This is a genomic window from Clostridium sp. Ade.TY (assembly GCF_000498355.1).
GTDB lineage: Bacteria > Bacillota > Clostridia > Clostridiales > Clostridiaceae > Clostridium.
The window spans coordinates 25,501-44,443 of the sequence record NZ_AVSV01000003.1 but is presented as its reverse complement, the minus strand read 5'-3'; the positions used below and the strand labels follow the sequence as shown (position 1 = coordinate 44,443).

At 26.7% G+C, this 18,943-nt stretch carries 17 protein-coding genes, 2 tRNA genes and 1 riboswitch; of the genes, 5 read left to right on the top strand and 14 right to left on the bottom strand.

The genetic code is table 11. The features are described from left to right. Nucleotides 1–240: 240 nt before the first annotated feature. A tRNA-Trp gene (locus tag O212_RS0100880) sits at nucleotides 241–316 on the bottom strand. A gap of 154 nt (nucleotides 317–470) precedes the next feature. Between O212_RS0100880 and O212_RS0100875 the strand changes: the two genes are divergently transcribed. Next, nucleotides 471–1,538, top strand: coding sequence for a nitronate monooxygenase (locus O212_RS0100875; RefSeq protein WP_024613287.1), 1,068 nt, complete (start codon nucleotides 471–473; stop codon nucleotides 1,536–1,538). Nucleotides 1,539–1,576: 38 nt separating this feature from the next. Here the strand turns inward: O212_RS0100875 and O212_RS0100870 are convergent, their stop codons facing one another. From O212_RS0100870 to O212_RS0100860, 3 genes are all read right to left on the bottom strand, one after another. Further along, entirely contained in the window at nucleotides 1,577–1,897 is a 321-nt protein-coding gene (locus O212_RS0100870) for a hypothetical protein (protein WP_024613286.1), read from the bottom strand. A 161-nt stretch (nucleotides 1,898–2,058) separates the two neighbouring features. Further along, nucleotides 2,059–3,096, bottom strand: a complete 1,038-nt coding sequence (locus O212_RS0100865) for a M42 family metallopeptidase (RefSeq protein WP_024613285.1) — start codon at nucleotides 3,094–3,096, stop codon at nucleotides 2,059–2,061. Between the two features lie 23 nt (nucleotides 3,097–3,119). Further along, nucleotides 3,120–3,905, bottom strand: coding sequence for a helix-turn-helix domain-containing protein (locus O212_RS0100860; protein ID WP_024613284.1), 786 nt, complete (start codon nucleotides 3,903–3,905; stop codon nucleotides 3,120–3,122). Between the two features lie 106 nt (nucleotides 3,906–4,011). Between O212_RS0100860 and O212_RS0100855 the strand changes: the two genes are divergently transcribed. Next, a complete protein-coding gene (locus tag O212_RS0100855; RefSeq protein WP_024613283.1) occupies nucleotides 4,012–5,718 on the top strand; it encodes an FUSC family protein in 1,707 nt (568 codons plus the stop codon). Nucleotides 5,719–5,743: 25 nt separating this feature from the next. On the opposite strand, the gene O212_RS0100850 is transcribed toward O212_RS0100855, so the two are convergent. From O212_RS0100850 to O212_RS0100835, 4 genes are all read right to left on the bottom strand, one after another. Beyond that, entirely contained in the window at nucleotides 5,744–6,733 is a 990-nt protein-coding gene (locus tag O212_RS0100850; RefSeq protein ID WP_024613282.1) for a Gfo/Idh/MocA family oxidoreductase, read from the bottom strand. 24 nt (nucleotides 6,734–6,757) lie between these two features. Next, the gene (locus O212_RS0100845; RefSeq protein WP_024613281.1) at nucleotides 6,758–7,186 is read right to left on the bottom strand and encodes a universal stress protein; all 429 of its coding nucleotides are present in this window, start codon (nucleotides 7,184–7,186) and stop codon (nucleotides 6,758–6,760) included. A gap of 186 nt (nucleotides 7,187–7,372) precedes the next feature. Further along, nucleotides 7,373–7,448, bottom strand: a tRNA-Trp gene (locus O212_RS0100840). Between the two features lie 48 nt (nucleotides 7,449–7,496). Continuing rightward, complete coding sequence (locus tag O212_RS0100835; protein ID WP_024613280.1) at nucleotides 7,497–8,378, bottom strand: zinc ABC transporter substrate-binding protein; 882 nt, start codon at nucleotides 8,376–8,378, stop codon at nucleotides 7,497–7,499. A 217-nt stretch (nucleotides 8,379–8,595) separates the two neighbouring features. Here O212_RS0100835 and tsaE point away from each other — a divergent pair, with 217 nt between their 5' ends. From tsaE to rimI, 3 genes are read left to right on the top strand one after another with little or no spacing between them, the layout of a single operon-like run. Continuing rightward, nucleotides 8,596–9,060 carry a tRNA (adenosine(37)-N6)-threonylcarbamoyltransferase complex ATPase subunit type 1 TsaE gene (tsaE, locus tag O212_RS0100830; RefSeq protein ID WP_024613279.1) on the top strand — a complete coding sequence of 155 codons (465 nt, stop codon included), beginning with the start codon at nucleotides 8,596–8,598 and terminating at the stop codon, nucleotides 9,058–9,060. After that, the gene (tsaB, locus tag O212_RS0100825) at nucleotides 9,054–9,773 is read left to right on the top strand and encodes a tRNA (adenosine(37)-N6)-threonylcarbamoyltransferase complex dimerization subunit type 1 TsaB (protein WP_024613278.1); all 720 of its coding nucleotides are present in this window, start codon (nucleotides 9,054–9,056) and stop codon (nucleotides 9,771–9,773) included. The genes tsaE and tsaB overlap by 7 nt, the downstream gene beginning before the upstream one ends. After that, nucleotides 9,754–10,200 carry a ribosomal protein S18-alanine N-acetyltransferase gene (rimI, locus tag O212_RS0100820; protein WP_024613277.1) on the top strand — a complete coding sequence of 149 codons (447 nt, stop codon included), beginning with the start codon at nucleotides 9,754–9,756 and terminating at the stop codon, nucleotides 10,198–10,200. The genes tsaB and rimI overlap by 20 nt, the downstream gene beginning before the upstream one ends. 188 nt (nucleotides 10,201–10,388) lie before the next feature. Here rimI and nifJ read toward each other — a convergent pair whose 3' ends face one another. The 6 genes from nifJ to O212_RS0100790 all read right to left on the bottom strand — a co-directional run bounded on the left by nifJ (nucleotide 10,389) and on the right by O212_RS0100790 (nucleotide 18,923). After that, complete coding sequence (nifJ, locus tag O212_RS0100815) at nucleotides 10,389–13,901, bottom strand: pyruvate:ferredoxin (flavodoxin) oxidoreductase (RefSeq protein ID WP_024613276.1); 3,513 nt, start codon at nucleotides 13,899–13,901, stop codon at nucleotides 10,389–10,391. Between the two features lie 263 nt (nucleotides 13,902–14,164). Next, a complete protein-coding gene (locus tag O212_RS0100810) occupies nucleotides 14,165–14,746 on the bottom strand; it encodes an ECF transporter S component (protein ID WP_024613275.1) in 582 nt (193 codons plus the stop codon). A 127-nt stretch (nucleotides 14,747–14,873) separates the two neighbouring features. After that, nucleotides 14,874–14,992: riboswitch (FMN riboswitch) on the bottom strand. 69 nt (nucleotides 14,993–15,061) lie between these two features. Then, nucleotides 15,062–16,372: a class II D-tagatose-bisphosphate aldolase, non-catalytic subunit gene (locus tag O212_RS0100805; RefSeq protein ID WP_029699073.1), complete on the bottom strand. Its 1,311-nt coding sequence runs from the start codon at nucleotides 16,370–16,372 to the stop codon at nucleotides 15,062–15,064. Between the two features lie 23 nt (nucleotides 16,373–16,395). Further along, nucleotides 16,396–17,253, bottom strand: a complete 858-nt coding sequence (locus O212_RS0100800) for a tagatose bisphosphate family class II aldolase (protein ID WP_024613273.1) — start codon at nucleotides 17,251–17,253, stop codon at nucleotides 16,396–16,398. Nucleotides 17,254–17,300: 47 nt separating this feature from the next. Next, nucleotides 17,301–17,735 (bottom strand): PTS galactosamine/N-acetylgalactosamine transporter subunit IIA, encoded by a 435-nt coding sequence (gene agaF, locus O212_RS0100795; protein WP_024613272.1) that lies wholly within the window; start codon nucleotides 17,733–17,735, stop codon nucleotides 17,301–17,303. A gap of 24 nt (nucleotides 17,736–17,759) precedes the next feature. After that, entirely contained in the window at nucleotides 17,760–18,923 is a 1,164-nt protein-coding gene (locus O212_RS0100790) for an SIS domain-containing protein (protein WP_024613271.1), read from the bottom strand. Between the last annotated feature and the right edge of the window lie 20 nt (nucleotides 18,924–18,943).

The following is an 18,943-nucleotide window of genomic DNA, read 5'->3' as shown; positions in this document are numbered from 1 at the left end:
TAATACCTCTTAAGTAAATTATAGCATATTTTTTAATTAAATATTAATTTTTTTTCAATTTTATTAATATTTTTTCTTTTTTGTTTTCTTTTTTGACAAATTTTTGATAAATCAATTATATTTTATTATATTTTTCTATTTTTTTTCAAAATTATAGGAGTTTTTTAATTTATTTTTAAATTATATTTAATTCATTATTTTCACATAAAAAAAGCACTTAGTTTAAAAACTAAGTGCTTTTGGCAGGGGCAGTAGGACTTGAACCCACAACCAATGGTTTTGGAGACCACTACTCTACCAATTGAGCCATACCCCTAAGACGTATTTTATTTTAACATAAAAATTTATATCCTGTCAATAATATTTTTTTATAATAATATATTGTTAATTTTCAACATTTAGATTATAATATATTCAAAATACTTTGATTATCAAAATATTTTAAAATCAAATTAAAATGAGGTGTTTAAATGAATATAAAACCTTTAAAAATAGGAGAATTAATATCTAGATTGCCTATAATTCAAGGAGGAATGGGTGTTGGTGTTTCTCTTTCAAATTTGGCATCAGCTGTAACAAATGCAGGTGGTATAGGAATTATTTCTTCAGCTCAAATAGGATTTAAAGAAAGTGATTTTGAAAAAAATCCTTTAGAAGCAAATCTTAGAGCATTAAAAAAACATATAAAATTAGCTAAAGAAAAATGTAATAATGGAATTATAGGCGTTAACGTTATGGTTGCAACTAATGAATACGCTGAATATATAAAAACTGCTATAGAATCTGGAATAGATCTTATTATATCAGGAGCTGGTATGCCTACAGCACTACCTAAGCTTACAAAAGGACACAATGTAAAGCTAGCACCAATTGTATCTTCATTAAAAGCAGCAAAAGTTATTTTAAAATTATGGGATAAACATGATAATGTAGCTCCAGATATGATTGTAGTTGAGGGTCCAAAAGCTGGTGGTCATTTAGGTTTTAAGAAAGATGATATTGAAAATGCATCTGAAACTTTTGATGATACTATAAAAGATATAGTATTACATGTTAAAGATTATGAATTTAAATATAATAAATCTATTCCTGTAATTGCAGCTGGTGGTATATTTAACGGTAATGATATTGTTAAATATTTAAAGCTTGGTGCCTCTGGAGTTCAAATGGCTACTAGATTTGTTGCTACAGAAGAATGTGATGCATCACAAGAATTTAAGGAAGCTTATGTAAATTCTACACCTGAAACTGTTGGAATTGTTAAGAGCCCAGTTGGGATGCCAGGTAGAGCTATACTTAATCCTTTTATAAATAAAACATTAGAAGGAAATATTAAAGTTACAAAATGTTATAATTGCTTAACTCCTTGTAACCCTGCTAATACCCCTTACTGTATAAGTAAAGCTCTTATAAATTCTGTTAATGGCGATTTAGATAATGGTCTTATATTCTGTGGTGAAAATGTAAGTAAAATTAAAAATATAACTACAGTAAAAAAAATAATGAAAGAATTAGAAAATGAAATTAAAGCAATTTAAAAAAGGAAGATTTAAATCTTCCTTTTTTATAATATATTTTATATTTTTCTATTTATTTCTTTACTATTTTTATCTTCTCTAGTATATTCTAAAATTTTAAAAGCATTTTCATTATTATCTCCTTCTAAGTCACCATTATTACTTAACTCTTTAGCTTCTAAAACTTTTAATCCAATCTTTAATAAATCTTTACTTTCCGTTGCCCCACCACTAGTTATATCCCTATGAACGTTATTTTTCACAATAAGCAAAGATTCTGAAATATTATTCACATGAATCTGTTTATAATTAAATCTACCAGTAATAATTATAGTAATACTTGATATTAAAATTAAAAGTAATTTCTTATATTTACTCATTAAATCACCTCTTATTATTTTGTGATTTATTCTTTCATTATATTTTAACTCTAAATGAAATTAATATAATTAATTTTTTATTATAATTTTAATAGTACTTATAATGAATCAAGTAACTAATTAATAAAACAGGACTAAGTTAAATAACTTAGCCCTATTTTTTACTTTGTTAAGTATAAATATATTAATTTTATAGTATTTTCTAAAGCGCTATAATGAGTTCTTTCCATTCCATGTGATGCATGTACTCCTGGTCCTATAAGTGCTCCTCTTATATTATTTCCACCTTTAAGTGCAGCTCCTACATCTGAACCATATCTTGGATATATATCAACTACATAATTTAAATTATTATCTTTTGAAAGATTAACTAATTCTGTTGTCATATTATAATCATAAGGTCCACCTGAATCTTTTGCACATATAGATACATCATACTCTGTACAATTTAAATCATCACCAATACATCCCATATCAACAGATATCATTTCTGTTATATCTTCTGGAATATATGAAGCTCCATGACCTACTTCTTCATATGTTGATATTAAAATTTTAGTATTAAAGCTTGGTACTATTTTTTCTCTATTTAATAACTCTAAAAGTGATATTAAACATGCTACACTTCCCTTATCATCTATAAATCTTGATTTTACAAATCCATTTTCTGTTATAGTTGTTTTTGGATCTATAAATATAAAATCTCCTGAATAAATTCCTAAGTTTAATACATCTTCTTTATTTTTTACAACTTCATCTATTCTAATTTCCATATTTTCCGGATCTCTTTTTTTAGATGATGCATCTTCATATACATGAACTGCTGCACTACTACTTAAAAATGTACCTGAATATTCTTTTCCATCTCTATTTCTTATAGTGCAATATTCACCATCTAATGTTGGTACAATAGGACCGCCTATTAAAGTAAATTTAAGTGTTCCCTTGCTTGTAATAGACCTTACCATAGCTCCCAATGTATCTACATGAGCTGAAAGTCCAATTACTTTTTCATTTGATTTACCTGGAATATCTATTACCAAACATCCCTTATTAGTTTCTTCACACTTATATCCTAATTGTTCAACCTTTTCCTTTACCATACTTATTATTTCAAAACAGAATCCACTTGGACTATTAAATTCTAATAGTTCTTTTGCTGTATTTAATAAGTATTCTTTGTTTAAATTTAACTCCATAATTTTCTCCTCCTATAAATTCTCTATATTAATACTTGAAATTGAAACTCTTCCTTTGGCATTGTTTTTAATATTATATTTAAAATTATACCTTTAGTTTTTATATTATTTTCTTTTATATATTTTTTTATTTTTTTAATAGCTTCATCTCTACCATTTTCTTTATATGTTAAACAAAGATATTTTCCTTTTGGTATTTTTAAGTTTTCTAATCCTGTTGTTTTACTAGTAACTAAGTATATATTTAGAAAATTACTTTTATTTTTATTATAATCTTTTAAATATAAACCTTTTTCTATAACATATTCTTTTTTTCTTGGAAATTTTTCTTTTCTAAATCCTTCAAATATTTCTTCTCTATTATCTATTATAAAATCTAAATTTAATTCTACATTTTTTGAAATAGCTTGTCTTTCATCGAATTCTTTTATATATATTTTTGTTATATTGCTTTTTTTAATACTACTTTCAATTCCTAGTTTCTTTTCTAATATATCATTTTTTAATTCATTTAAATATTCTATTTCTTTGTCAATTTCTATAATCTTTTTATCCAAAAACTCAACAAATTCTTCTGTACTTATATCATCACTAAATACATGTTTTATTTCTTTTAAAGGTACTCCAATTTTTCTTAAATAATTTATAAATCTTAATCTTCTAAATTGTTCACTAACATAATACCTATAGGATGTTTTAGGATCAACATAATAAGGCTTTATTAAATTTATTTTATCATAATTTCTAAGTCTATCTATTGATATATCAGTAATTTTAGATACTTCACCAATAGAATAATATTTTTTCATTTAATTTAACCTCCAATAAAAAATCACTCTTTACTCTAGTATTATACTATAGTTTATAATTTATTTTCAAAGACGATATAACATAATTTTCAGAAAGGATTTTTGTATGTTTATTGATAATAAAAGATTAAAGGAAGCTTTCTTTAAAGGGATTTTTGCTCTTTTAGTAATTTGGGGTTATAAATCTCTTTTTGGCAAAGAAAATACTTCAATGGGATTTATTATATCTATAGGTGCAATATCATTTTTAAGACTTAACTTATTACATGACATTAAGTTTAAAATAATGAATTTGATATCATTAAGTATATTTTTACTTTTTGCTTCATATATTGCATCTTTAAATATATTTTTAGGAGTTATAATTAATTTTTCTGTATTTTTTATAATTATATATATTTATACAAACAATAAAAAAAGTTCTGTTGCTTATATATTTTTATTTATCTATATCTATATGGTGTCTATTCCAATTAAACCTGAGCTTATCTTCAAAAGATTTTTAGCCCTTATGTTTGGAATTTTACTTATTTTTACTCTTCAATTTATTTTTAATAGAAATAAAAATAAAGAAACAATAAAAGACTTTTTAATAAAAGATATAGATAAACTAATTTATAAAATTGATTGTGCTTTAAAAAATGATATTTATAATTATAATAAATTAAATTTAGAAGATTCATTTAGAAAAACTTTATCATTTTTAAAAACTGATTATTCTAGCTTTTTTAAGCCAAGCTATTATATAGAACTTTTTAATATTATAGTTGGACTTGAAAATTTAAACTTTATTATAGATAGTATTTTTTATGGAAATAAAACTTCTTCTATAAATAAAGCTTACTTACTAAAATTAAAAGTAACTTTATCAATAATAAATGATCTTATTAATAGTAAATGTAATCTAATTTATTTAGATAATTATCTTAAAAGTATTTATTTAAATTTTAAAGATTATAATTATATAAAACCTTGTAATGATTTATTAAAATTTATATATGATAATATTTTAATATTACATAATAAGAAAAAATCTTTTGATTTATCCCTTTCATTAAGTTCATTTAAATATAATTTTATATTTAAACCATTTAGCTTTAAATATTCTTTAAAAGTTGCAACTGCTATGTCTTTAGCAATATTTTTAATAAATTTGTTTAATTTTGATTTTAGTAGATGGATTTTAACTACAGTATATGTTTTAATTCAACCATTTTCTGATCAAACTATCACAAAAACAAAGAAAAGAATTAAAGGTACTTTAATTGGTGCTTTAATATTTATTTTTATATGTCCAATTTTATTAAAATTTGTACCTATTTATTTAGTACTTTTTGTATCTTTAATATTTTATTTTTATGCTAAAGAATACTCAATTAATGTTATTTTTACATGTTTATTAACCCTTTCATTATCTGTTAATGGAAATATATCACCATTAAACCTTGATTTACTTTCATTAAGTAGGTTTTCATTTATTTTTATTGGTTCTTCTTTAGCTGTATTTTTTGAAATGTATCTATTTAATTATACTTTAGACAAACATTTAAATAGTCTGATTAATAATTATAAAAATTTAACTTATAAAATATTATCTGAATACAAGAACTTTGTTAAAAACAATAAAAATAGTAATAATATAATATTTCTTATATTAAAACATAATTATGAAGAAGATCATATATTATTTTCTATAAATGATAAAAATAGTAATAATAAAAAAGACTTAATGTTTATAAATAGAAATAAATCTATAGTTAAAAAAATGAAATTTTTATTTTTGCAAAATCACTTAAAACACAAAAAATGGTAAGGGGTATATGCCCCTTACCATTTTATTATTTTAAATCTGCTGGAAATTCAAGTCCTATTTCATTTCTTATGCTATCCATAAGTTCTATAGCTGTAAGTGAATTTAAATGAGAATTTTTATCTGAATTTATTTCCTTATTATTTATAACTCTTATAAATTCATCAAGTTCATAATACATATCATCTTTTCTCTGCTTTATAGATATGTCTTCTTCTCTTCCATCTCTATATATTATTTTTACATTATTAAAATGTATTCCATCAGATATTATAGTTCCTTCTTCACCTTGAATTTCAAGAGGTAACTTTGAATTACTTATCTTTGAATACATTATTATAGAACTAAAATCATTATAATTAAATATAGCTGTCCCTTGGCCATCTACTCCACTTTCTAAAAACATAGCTTGACTCATAACACTATTTGGCTTTCCAAAAAGTGAAACCATAGGATGTATACAATATACTCCTATATCCATCAGTGCTCCATTTGAAAGTTCCCTCTTAAATGCATTAAGAATTATTCCTTCTTTATACTTATCATACCTTGAAGAATATTGGCAATATGATGCAAAATACCTTCTTATCTTTCCAATTTTATGAATATTCTCTTTAACATTTAAAAAATTAGGTAAAACAGTAAGTCTCATAGCTTCCATTAATAAAACTTTATTTTTCTCAGCTACACTTACCATCTTCTTTACTTCATTTAAATTAGAAGCCATCGGTTTTTCACATAAAACATGCTTTTTGTTATTTAAACATAAAATAGCTTGCTCAGCATGGAAAGCATTTGGTGATGCTATATATACAGCATCAATATCTTCACATTTGGCAAATCTTTCTATATTATCAAAAAATAATTCAGCTCCATGTTTTTCACCAAAATCTTTTGCTGTTTCTAGTTTTCTTGAATAAACAGCCACAAGTTCAAACTTTTCATGTGTTTTCGCAGCTTTTAAAAACTGATCACATATTGAACTTGTTCCTATAACCCCAAATCTTACTTTATTCATTATAAATCCCCAATCCTTTTTTTATTAATATACCTCTGGTATCATTACTACAACACATTTTGCTTTCTTTACAACATGAGCTGTTACTGATCCAACTAATGCAGTAAATTTCTTTTTAGTGTTCTTCGCCATTAATATTGTATCAATATTATTTTCTTCTGCATATCTTAAAATTTCATCTCCTGCGTATCCAAAAGAAAACTCTTTCTTACATTCAAATTCATTATTTAAATTTTTTAATTGCTTTTCTGCCTCATCTAGTATTCTTTTTCCTATAATTTCAGCATCTTTAACTTCTTCTGATACCGCCATACCATTTATAAATACTATTTCTCTTACATTAAGAAGTACTATCTCAACATCTTCTGGTTTAAAATTATTATTTAAATATTGTAATGATATTAAACTTCTTTCACTGCCATCTATTGGTATTAATATTTTTTTCTTTTCCATTTTATACACCTCTCATTATAAATTTATTTTCTATATTATACCTCTTATATAATCTTTTATCTTTATTTAAGAATACAAATTAATACATTATTTAAATTTATAATGTGATTTTTTTAATAATTTAATTCAATTAATTTTTTATACAAAAAAAGACTAAAAACAAATCGTTTTTAGTCTTTATCACTATGGCAGGGGCAGTAGGACTTGAACCCACAACCAATGGTTTTGGAGACCACTACTCTACCAATTGAGCCATACCCCTTTAGGACAATAATGATTATAATATAAATTTATAAAAAAAGCAATAATATTATTTATTTTTTACTAAAGTTTGTATTTTTTCAATATTACTTTGAATAATATCTATAAACTCTTTATTGTCATCAAAAATATTTAATTTTATATTTTTAACCTCTTTTGGAAGCTTAATGTCCTTACCATATTCATTTTGAACAAAAACTACATCTGAAGCTTTTAATTTATTATCTTTAATATAATCTTCCAAAGATTTATCTTTTGGAAGTACTTCAACATTTAAGCCTACACCTCTAAAGAAATATTCTAAACTCTTATCTTCTAATATAAATTTAAATTTTTTATATTCAGAACTGTTTTTTTCAAAGTTTTTTTGAATTTCATCTAATTGTTTAACTAAATTATTATAATTTTCTTCATAAAAATTCCTATTTGCAGGATCTTTTTCTTGTAAAGCTGATTTAGCATTGTAAATCATTATTTTATATTCAGGAATTCCTAAATAATAATATGGATTTGTTACTGTCTTATTATCAACTTCCGTTTGAAGTTCTCTTATTCCTCTTGATAAATTTATAACTCCAAGGCTACTTTTATCAAGTTCTGACACCATATTATTTATTGGTGTATTATTATAATAAGATCCTGAATAAAAGAATAAATCCATATTAGAAATATTATTTATAATACCTTTATCATATTTATATTCTTTTACATCTTTAGCTTCATTAAACATGTATTGTACATTATGTTTATCACCACATAACTTTTTAATCATTTCATATTGTGGTTTATTTATTGTCATTATATTTAAGTATACATCTCTGTGATTTTTATCATTTTCTGAAGTATCAGCCATAAGCGGTTTAGATACTACTCCAAGACCCAAAAAAAACGCTGCTGTTATAATTAGCATTGCAGCTGTTAGCTTTTTCATGATTTCACCTCTTTAAAAACCATAATTTATAATTTTTATTTCTCTTTAACTAAATACCCATATTATAGTTATTTTTTGTAAATACTTATGTTATTATATTTTACACTTTTTATTTTCGTTATGCAATTACAATTATGTTACTTTTACTTTTCTTTTTTTTAAAATTTGGATAGAATATAAAGATAAGCTAATATTTAGAGAAAGGAGCTTTTAATATATGGATTTTGAAGTTAATAGCATTGCGGAAACTACGAATATAGGTAGACAATTAGGTAAAATTTTAAATCCTGGAGATATTGTTTGCTTAACAGGTGATTTAGGAACAGGCAAAACTCACATAACAAAAGGTATTGCTGAAGGTCTTGAAATAGATGAAAACATAACTAGCCCAACATTTACTATCGTTAATGAGTATGATTCTGGAAGATTAAAATTATATCACTTTGACGTTTATAGAGTAAGTGATCCTGATGAAATATATGCAATTGGATTTGATGATTATATATTTGGTGAGGGAGTTTCCATTATAGAATGGGCAAATTATATTGAAGAAATTTTACCTAAAGATTATCTTCATATATATATACAAAAAGATTTATCTAAAGGAGAAAATTATAGAAAAATTTCTATTACTCCATATGGTGAAAAATATAATTACGTAAAGGAGCTGACTTCATGTTAGTTTTAAGTGTTGATTCTTCTTCAAAATGTGCTACAGTAGCACTTATTAATGAAGATATGGTTATTGCAGAATATACATTAAATAATAAAAGAGAGCATTCTGTTCTTCTTATGGGAATGATAGACAAGGTATTAAGAGACTCAAATCTTTCTATAAGCGATATCGATGGTTTTGTTGTGTCAAAAGGACCTGGTTCTTTTACTGGTCTTCGTATCGGAATGGCTACAATAAAAGGACTTAGCTTTGGAAGTAATAAACCTTATATAAGTATATCAACTTTAGAAGGCTTAGCCTCATCTCTTACATATTTTGATGGAATAATCTGTCCCGTTATGGATGCAGTAAGAGAAAATGTTTTTACTGCAATATATAGATGTAAAAATGGTGAAATAGAAACATTATTAGACTGTACATCAATGGATCTTCCTGAACTTAAAGAAGAACTTAATAAATTAAATGAAAAAGTAATGTTTACAGGTGACGGTGCAATTAAACATAAAGAATACTTATTAAATAATATAAAAAACTCTTACTTTGCCCCTGTGCATATAAATACAGTGAGAGCATCTCAAATTGGTGAAATTGGTTTAAATCGTCTTAAAAACGGAATAAAAGATGATGAAAACTCATCACCACTTTATTTAAAGAAACCTCAAGCAGTTAGAGAATTAGAAAAAAGATTACAAATGACAAATGGCGAATCTAATTCTTAAAGAAATGGATTCTTATGACATAGAGGGGGTATATGAGGTTAGCTCTCTAAGTCTTAAAGAAACATGGACTTTAAATGCAATAGAAAAAGAACTTAATAATAATCTTGCTACATATATTGTTTGCATAGAGGATTCTAAAGTTATAGGATTTGTAGGTGCATGGCTTATTGCTTCTGAAGGACAAATTACTAATGTAGCCGTACATCCAAATTTTAGAGGAAAGAAAATTGGTAAAGCTTTAATGGAAAAACTAATATGTACTTTAAAAGATAAAGATTGTAATGCTATTACATTAGAAGTTAGAAAATCTAATATTGTTGCTCAAAACCTTTATAAATCATTAGGATTTAAAGAAGAAGGCATAAGAAAAGGCTTTTATGAAGATAATAAAGAAGATGCAATAATAATGTGGTTACATAATATATAAATTTACATTAATTTTATTATAAAAATTAAAACCATTCGTTTTACGAGTGGTTTTCTCTAATTATAAAAAATATATTAAAATACTATAAAAATAAAGGAGTTATTTAAAATAACTCCTTTATTTTTAGGTCACATTTAATCTTTTATTTAAAATTCACGCATTCACTTCATTAAAATTAATTTATATAACTATTTTTCTGCTAACTTTTTATAATTCTCTAATCTTTCCATTGCATCATTATAAGTTTTCTCAAAAAGACTTTCTGCTGTTTCAGGGAATGCTTTTGCAAGAGATGCATATCTAACTTCACCCATTAAGAACTCTTTAAAATCTAAAGTTGGTTCTTTTGAATCTAATGTAAATGGATTTTTTCCTGCTGCTTTTACTTCTGGATTGTATCTATACATACTCCAATATCCAGCTTCTACTGCTCTCTTAGCTTCTAATTGACTATTACCCATTCCTAATTTAATTCCGTGATTAATACATGGTGCATAGCCAATTATTAATGATGGTCCATCATAATTTTCTGCTTCTTTTATTGCTTTAAGAGTTTGATTTTTATCTGCTCCCATTGAAACTTGTGCAACATATACATATCCGTAGCTCATTGCCATCATACCAAGATCTTTCTTCTTAGTTTTCTTTCCTGATGCTGCAAATTTAGCAACTGCTGCTGTTGGAGTAGATTTAGATGATTGTCCACCTGTATTTGAATAAACTTCTGTATCAAATACAAATACATTAACATTTTCACCTGATGCTAGAACATGATCTAATCCACCATATCCTATATCATAAGCCCATCCGTCTCCTCCAAATATCCATTGAGATGGTTTTATTAAGAAGTCTTTTTCTTCTAATATTTCTTTTGCAAGAGTTTCATCTATATTTTCTAAAGCAGCTACTACTCTATCTGCTCTTTCTCTAGTTCCTTCTCCTACTTCAATATTTTGAACCCATTCTTTAAGAGCTTCTTTAGCTTCCCCTTCTTCTAATGAAATTATAAGATTTCTAGCTTTTCCTGCTAATCTTTCTCTTATAGTTTTTGCTCCAATAAACATTCCAAGTCCATATTCTGCATTATCTTCAAATAATGAGTTTGCCCATGCTGGACCATGTCCTTTATGATTAGTTGTATATGGAGTTGAAGGAGCTGAACCTCCCCATATTGATGAACATCCAGTAGCATTTGATATTATCATTCTATCTCCAAATAATTGAGTTATAAGCTTAACATATGGAGTTTCTCCACATCCACCACAAGCTCCTGAAAACTCAAGTAATGGTTTTTCAAATTGGCTTCCTTTTACTGTGTTTTTATTCATTGGATTTTCTTTAACAGATACTTCTTTAGTAGCATATTCAAAGTTTTTCATTTCCTTACTTTGAGTATGAGCTGGCTTCATAACTAAAGCCTTTCCAGGTGCTGGACAAACCTGAGCACAATTTCCACATCCAGTACAATCAATTGGATCTACTGAAATTGCAAAATACATTTCATTTTTTGATTTTATTCCTTTAGCTTTAACTGCCTTAAATCCTTCTGGTGCTTTATCTTTTTCTTCTTTTGTCAATAATACTGGTCTTATTGCTGCATGTGGACAAACAAATGAACATTGATTACATTGTATACATTTATCCATATCCCATTCAGGTACGTTTATAGCTATTCCTCTTTTTTCAAAAGCTGCTGTACCTTGTTCAAATGTACCATCTTCCATTCCATTAAAATCTGAAACTTTTAAATTAAATCCTTCTAATTTGTTCATAGGTTCTACTATTCTTTTTACAAATTCAGTTACACCTTCTAATTCTTTTTTAGGTTCATCTTTTGCATCTTTCCATGAATCTTTAACTTTAATTTCAACTAATGATTCAATTCCTTTATCAATAGCAGTATTATTCATATCAACAATTTTTTGTCCCTTTTTGCCATATGAAGTAACAACTGCTTCTTTTAAGTATTTAACTGCATCATCTATTGGAATTATATTAGCTAATTTAAAGAATGCTGATTGCATTATCATATTAATTCTTCCACCAAGACCAATTTCTTGAGCTATCTTAACAGCATTTAAAGTGTAAAATCTAATATTATTATTAGCTATATATCTTTTATAAGAAGCTGGTAATTTTTCATCTACTTCTTCTGGACTCCATATAGTGTTTAATAAGAATGTTCCATTTTTCTTTAATCCTTCTAAAACATTATATTTATTTACATATGCTTGATTATGACATGCTACAAAATCTGCTTTATCTATTAAATAAGGTGATTTAATTGGTTCTTTACCGAATCTTAAGTGTGATACTGTAACACCACCTGATTTTTTAGAATCATATGAAAAATATCCTTGAGCATACATTTCTGTATGATCACCAATTATTTTTATTGCACTTTTATTAGCACCAACTGTTCCATCTGATCCAAGTCCCCAGAATTTACATGCAACTGTTCCCTTTTTAGTTGCATCTATATCATTGTTTGGTTCTAATGATTTATTAGTAACATCATCTATTATTCCAATTGTAAATCCATTTTTAGGTTCTTCTAATTTTAAATTTTCATATACTGCAACTATATGACTTGGATTTGGATCTTTTGAACCTAATCCATATCTACCACCTATTATTATAGGTGCATTTTTTTCTCCTGAAAAAGCACCAACAACATCTAAGTATAAAGGTTCTCCAATACTTCCAGGTTCCTTTGTTTTATCTAAAACAGCTATCTTTTTAACTGTGCTTGGTATAGCATTTCTTAATCTCTTAACATCAAAAGGTCTATAAAGTCTTACTTTTACCACACCAACTTTTTCTCCATTTGAGTTTAAGTAATCTACTGTTTCTTCACATAAATCCGTTGATGAACCCATTGTTATAATTATTCTATCTGCATCTTTTGCTCCATAATAATCAAAGCAATGATATTCTCTACCTGTTAATTTTGTAATTTCAGCCATGTATCCTTCAACTATATCAGGTACCTTATCATAAAATTTATTAACAGCTTCTCTTTCTTGGAAATAAATATCTGGATTTTGAGCAGTTCCTCTAGTTACAGGATGATTTGGGCTTAAAGCTCTATCTCTAAATTCTTTTAAAGCTTTCATATCTATTAATGGCTTTAATTCTTCTTGATCTAACACTTCAATTTTTTGTATCTCATGAGAAGTTCTAAAACCATCAAAGAAATTTATAAAAGGAACTCTTGATTTAATTGCTGATAAATGTGCTACTGCTGATAAGTCCATAACTTCTTGAACTGATCCTTCTGCAAGCATTGCAAATCCTGTTTGTCTTGCTGCCATAACATCTTGATGATCTCCAAATATACTTAATGATGATGCAGCTAAAGCTCTTGCTGCAACATGAAATACTCCTGGTAATAATTCCCCAGCTATTTTATACATATTAGGAATCATTAAAAGTAGTCCTTGTGATGCTGTATATGTTGTTGTTAATGCTCCACCTTGAAGTGAACCATGTACAGCCCCTGAAGCTCCACCTTCTGATTGCATTTCTACAATTTTAACTGGCTGTCCAAATATATTTTTTTTGCCATTTGCAGACCATTCATCAACATGTTCTGCCATTGGTGAAGATGGTGTTATAGGATATATTGCGGCAACTTCTGTAAAAGCATATGATATATGAGCTGCTGCTGTATTACCATCCATAGTTTTCATCTTTCTCATAATAAACAACTCCTCAATAAAATTTAATTATAATAACTTAAAACTTATTAAATATTAATTAAAATAATTATTTACCTATATTATAACTCTTTGTTTAAATAACTAAAAATACTAATAAACTTATATCTCTAATAATAAATTGGCTATATAAAAATAAAACATCCAAATTATAATTGATTAATAAAATTAACACTTATAATTGGATGTTTTTAATTAAAATAATATTAAGTTATATTAAATATTAAGTTATATTAAATATTAAGTTATGCTACTTTTTCTTTGCGTTTTTCTCCAAAATTTGAATCGCATTTAAATATTGATACTGACACCTTTTTATATAATGCATAAGTTGCTACAGATACTATTATTCCTTTTATAGCATTAAAAGGTAATAATCCCACTGTTACATATTGCATTAATTGTCCTGAATCCATATGCATTCCGTAAGCTGGTAATAAGAAATATACATTTGCAATTATTCCAACTACCTCCATTACTAATACGCCAATTACCATACCTAATATTGCAGTCTTTTTTGATTTATTTCTTGAATAAAGAAGTGCTGCTGGTAAAACAAATGATGCACCTATAATAAAGTTTGCAACTTCTCCAACGCCACCTGTTCCACTTCCAGCTAATAAAAAGTGCATTAAAACTTTTATTAATTCTATAATTACTCCTGCAAGTGGTCCAAAAGCAAAAGCTCCCATAATTGCTGGAACATCACTTAAATCCATTTTAAGCCATGGAAATATTGGTATTAAAGGTATTTCAATATACATTAGTATAAAGGCCATACCTGCTAATAATGAAATTTTTACGGTTTTGTTTAAATTTGATGTCATATTATAATTCCTCCCCCAAATTATCTTCTTTTGGTGGGTAACTATTAATAACTAAATTTTTGAAATAAAAAAGCCCTGATATTCACTTATATCAGGGCATTAAGTTTCAAACTTAAAGTTATTAATATTTTACCTTCTTTCATCCAGACTATACTGTCGGCTTCGGAGTTTCACCGAATCATGCTAAAACTTTAGCTCGCGGGCTTTACCGCCGGTGGGGAATTACGCCCCGCCCTGAAGATACTTATTTAATTTACACTTTTATCCTATCATTTCAATTTATCATTGTCAATAAAATAACACTATATTTTTATATTATTTTACAGCAAAAATATAATCATCTATATATTCACCAATTCTATCTTTTAATAAATCCTTTGCTGAAAGATTTAACTTTCCTTCTCTAATTTTTTTAAATTGAGTATGCATAAATTGGCTTACTAAAGTTATTGGAATTTCAACATTTTCTAGATTGTCTATCATCTTTTCTAAAGCAAAATTGACATCTTCCCTTGGCATATAATATCTACATCTATCTGATAAACTATATCTTCTATCAAATTTTATTTTTTCACTTGTTCCAGAATAATGTTTAATCCAATCCTTTGGATCTTTGACCATATTAAACTCTAATACATCTATAAATTTTGATAATTCTAAATCTGGATTATATTTTAATAACTCATTTTCCATTGCATTTAATGCAAATGCTCCTTCTCTAAAACCGAATGTTAAAGCTGGACCAACTTTTAAAATTATATATCCATCCTCAACCATCTCTTTAAGAGCCTTTGGTGTTTGATAATCAGTTGAATGAGCTTCAAAGATTAAATTATCATATTCCTTTATAGCTTCATTTAATTCTTTTGCTGCCTCTCTATTATACTCCCAAACATTATCACTACTAAATTCAACACCTGGTTGAACAACTACCCCTACAACATAATTAAAAGCTTCTTGTAACCCTTTATTATAAAATTCTTCTTTGAAAGTATTCACAGTTGTTTCAAAATCTCTTTTTCCTGTAACTTTTATACCTTCTTCTTCCTCTTCCTCAACTTGTGCTCCACCTGGTATTGGAACTTCACTACCGATAACATATACTGGATGCACTGCATCTTTATTAATATTTAATAATTCTTTATATGCATTTTCACATACTTCACAAAGAATAGCAGCTCTTTTTGCTATTATCTCATCTCCAAATTCTCCTGATTCAATATCACCTTTAAGTGGCATACTTGTATCTAAATGAATTTTTGTAAATCCAGCAAGAACATATTCTCTAACTAATACCTTTGCATTTTCCATAGCTACTTCTGGATCTAAGTTTGTCCATGTTAGAGGTCCTAAATGGTCTCCTCCAAGTATTATTCTCTCTTTTGGAAAATTATTTTTATCTGCTAAATCATATATATAATCTATATACTCTTTTGGTTTCATTCCAGTATATCCACCAAATTGATCTACTTGATTAGCTGTTGATTCAATTAAAAGATTCATATCAGTATCTCTTAATCTTTCCATAGCTGCTTCAATTACATATTGATTCGAACAACAAACAGAAAATATCCCTACATTTTCTCCACTTTTATATCTATTAACTATTTCCTTAATAGGATGCATTTTAATTATCCACCTTTCTATTTTTAAGCTCTATTATTACTTCCACATACCATTATCTTATGTGCAACTATAGCCTTCATAGCTTCTTTACCAGGTGTCATATATTTCCTTGGATCATTAGCTTCTGGATTATCTATAAAATATTTTTTTACAGCATCTGAAAAAGGTATTTTTAAATCAGTTGCTACATTAACTTTACATATTCCACACTTTATAGCTTCTTTAACTAATTCATCTGGAACATCTGATGCGCCATGTAAAACTAATGGTACAGAAACTTTTTCTCTTATTTCTTTTAATCTTTCAAAATCAAGCTTTGCTTCACCTTTATATAATCCATGAGCAGTTCCAATTGCAACTGCTAATGAATCTATTCCTGTCTTTTCAACAAAATCTTTCGCTTGATCTGGATTTGTGTACATTGCATCTTTTTCATCTACAACTAAATCATCTTCTTGACCGCCAAGTCTTCCAAGTTCTGCTTCAACTGTTGCATCAAACTTATGAGCATAGGAAACAACATCTTTAACTATATTTATATTATTTTCATACTCTTCATGAGATGCATCAATCATTGCTGATTTAAATCCTTTATCTATATAACTTTTTATTGCTTTTACATCTTCAAAGTGATCTAAGTGTATAGCTATTGGAATTTTGTATGTTTTTGCTGCTACCTCTGCCATTGAAACAATATAATCAGCTCCAGCATACTCAATAGTTGATGGAGTTCCTGCTAATATAACTGGTGATTTAAGTTCTGCTGCTGTTTCTACAACAACTTGAAGAGTTTCTAAGTTGTGTATGTTAAATGCAGGTACTGCATATCCCTCTCTTTGAGCTTTTTTAAGCATTTCTCTAGTTGATAGTATTTTTTCCATTCTTTTTACCCTCTTTCTTCACTTTTATAACTTTTCATAAGCTTATATTAAATTCCATCTACGCAATCTAATTCTTCTTCATCCTCATTCTTTACTTCAAAAGCTTTTATTGAATTGTTTCCTGAATTAATAGCAAATTCTAATAATTCATCAGCTGTCATTCCATCTCTACATAATGAAACTTCTAGAAGCATTCCAAGATTTGTTCCAGATAATACTCTTATATTTTTATTTTGTAACTTTTGACTTAACAAAACTGAAACTTTAAAAGGTGAACCACCTGCTAAATCTGAAAGAACTAATATTTCATCACAATTTAAATTTGAAATTGCACAGTTTAAATTTTCTTCTAAAACTTCAGTGCTATCTCCCTCTCTAAAATCAACACCTATCAAATTTTCTTGATCTCCTGCAATAAGCTTTAATGAACTTAAAACTCCTGTTGCAAAATTCCCATGACCTGTTAATATTATTCCTACCATTTTAAACATTCCCCCACCTTAAAACTATTTGTTATACTGGTGTATTATTACACCTTTAACTACTCTATTTACTGTTCCGTCTGGTCTTGGATTATCTGGTGATATTCCTAATTTAAGTGAACTAAATAGTCCAAACATTTGACCAAATAACATATAGTTAAACACTGTATATATTTCTGGAACATCTTGTCCATCTATTTCTATATATTTATCACATAATGAATTAAGCTCATCATTTTTGTTATAGTTAATTACAGCCAATTTATGATTTCCATTATCTCCATGTATTTCTCTTATTAAATCCATATCATAAAGATTTGTATAATTGTTTGTTGAGTTCATAAAAATAACTAATGTATTATCATCTATTATTGATTTTGGGCCATGTCTAAATCCTAAAACTGATTCACAAACAGTAACTATTTTTCCACTAGTTAATTCTAAGTTTTTAAGAGCCATTTCTTGACATAAACCTTTTAATGCTCCTGAACCTAAATAAACAACTCTATTACATCCTAAATCTACAAGTTCTTTAATATCAGTAAAATTATTTTCTAATATTTTTTCACCTTGATTTACTACTATATCAACATACTTTTTATTTTCTCCTAAATTATCTATGTCAAATGTTAATAATGTTGCAAGTAACATACAGCTAAAAGAGCTTGTCATTGCAAAACTTTTGTCATTTGACTTTTCTGGCATTAATAAACATAATGCATTTTCATTTTCTGCTGACTTTTTAGCTAATTTTCCATTTTCATTACATGTAATTACAAGTTGAGCTATATCTTTAACATTGTTTTGGAATAAATCATAAGCTCCAACACTTTCTGGACTATTTCCTGATCTTGCAAATGATACTAATATTGTTTTTGTATCTTCTTCAATAAATTCATATGGATTTGAAACTAAATCAGTTGTTGCAATTGCTTCAACTCTTAAATTTAATTTTTTAGCTAAATATAGATAAATAGTGTCTCCTACATAATCTGACGTACCAGCACCAGTTAAAACTATTCTAGTTTTCTCAGTTAAATTTTTATTTAAAAATGCTTTTATATTTTCTTTATTATTTTTTATAATTTCATAAGTTTCTTCCCAAAGCTTAGGTTGTTGTCTTATTTCCTTAGCAGTAAATGTTCCTTTCACCTCTTCAAAAAATTCATCTGTTAATCCAAAAATCATTTTATACCTCCTAAACTGTT

Bases quoted from the DNA above. Each gene is read 5' to 3' on its own strand.
- O212_RS0100875 (WP_024613287.1), top strand. From the start codon at position 471: ATGAATATAAAACCTTTAAAAATAGGAGAATTAATATCTAGATTGCCT.
- O212_RS0100870 (WP_024613286.1), bottom strand. From the start codon at position 1,897: ATGAGTAAATATAAGAAATTACTTTTAATTTTAATATCAAGTATTACT.
- O212_RS0100865 (WP_024613285.1), bottom strand. From the start codon at position 3,096: ATGGAGTTAAATTTAAACAAAGAATACTTATTAAATACAGCAAAAGAA.
- O212_RS0100860 (WP_024613284.1), bottom strand. From the start codon at position 3,905: ATGAAAAAATATTATTCTATTGGTGAAGTATCTAAAATTACTGATATA.
- O212_RS0100855 (WP_024613283.1), top strand. From the start codon at position 4,012: ATGTTTATTGATAATAAAAGATTAAAGGAAGCTTTCTTTAAAGGGATT.
- O212_RS0100850 (WP_024613282.1), bottom strand. From the start codon at position 6,733: ATGAATAAAGTAAGATTTGGGGTTATAGGAACAAGTTCAATATGTGAT.
- O212_RS0100845 (WP_024613281.1), bottom strand. From the start codon at position 7,186: ATGGAAAAGAAAAAAATATTAATACCAATAGATGGCAGTGAAAGAAGT.
- O212_RS0100835 (WP_024613280.1), bottom strand. From the start codon at position 8,378: ATGAAAAAGCTAACAGCTGCAATGCTAATTATAACAGCAGCGTTTTTT.
- tsaE (WP_024613279.1), top strand. From the start codon at position 8,596: ATGGATTTTGAAGTTAATAGCATTGCGGAAACTACGAATATAGGTAGA.
- tsaB (WP_024613278.1), top strand. From the start codon at position 9,054: ATGTTAGTTTTAAGTGTTGATTCTTCTTCAAAATGTGCTACAGTAGCA.
- rimI (WP_024613277.1), top strand. From the start codon at position 9,754: ATGGCGAATCTAATTCTTAAAGAAATGGATTCTTATGACATAGAGGGG.
- nifJ (WP_024613276.1), bottom strand. From the start codon at position 13,901: ATGAGAAAGATGAAAACTATGGATGGTAATACAGCAGCAGCTCATATA.
- O212_RS0100810 (WP_024613275.1), bottom strand. From the start codon at position 14,746: ATGACATCAAATTTAAACAAAACCGTAAAAATTTCATTATTAGCAGGT.
- O212_RS0100805 (WP_029699073.1), bottom strand. From the start codon at position 16,372: ATGCATCCTATTAAGGAAATAGTTAATAGATATAAAAGTGGAGAAAAT.
- O212_RS0100800 (WP_024613273.1), bottom strand. From the start codon at position 17,253: ATGGAAAAAATACTATCAACTAGAGAAATGCTTAAAAAAGCTCAAAGA.
- agaF (WP_024613272.1), bottom strand. From the start codon at position 17,735: ATGGTAGGAATAATATTAACAGGTCATGGGAATTTTGCAACAGGAGTT.
- O212_RS0100790 (WP_024613271.1), bottom strand. From the start codon at position 18,923: ATGATTTTTGGATTAACAGATGAATTTTTTGAAGAGGTGAAAGGAACA.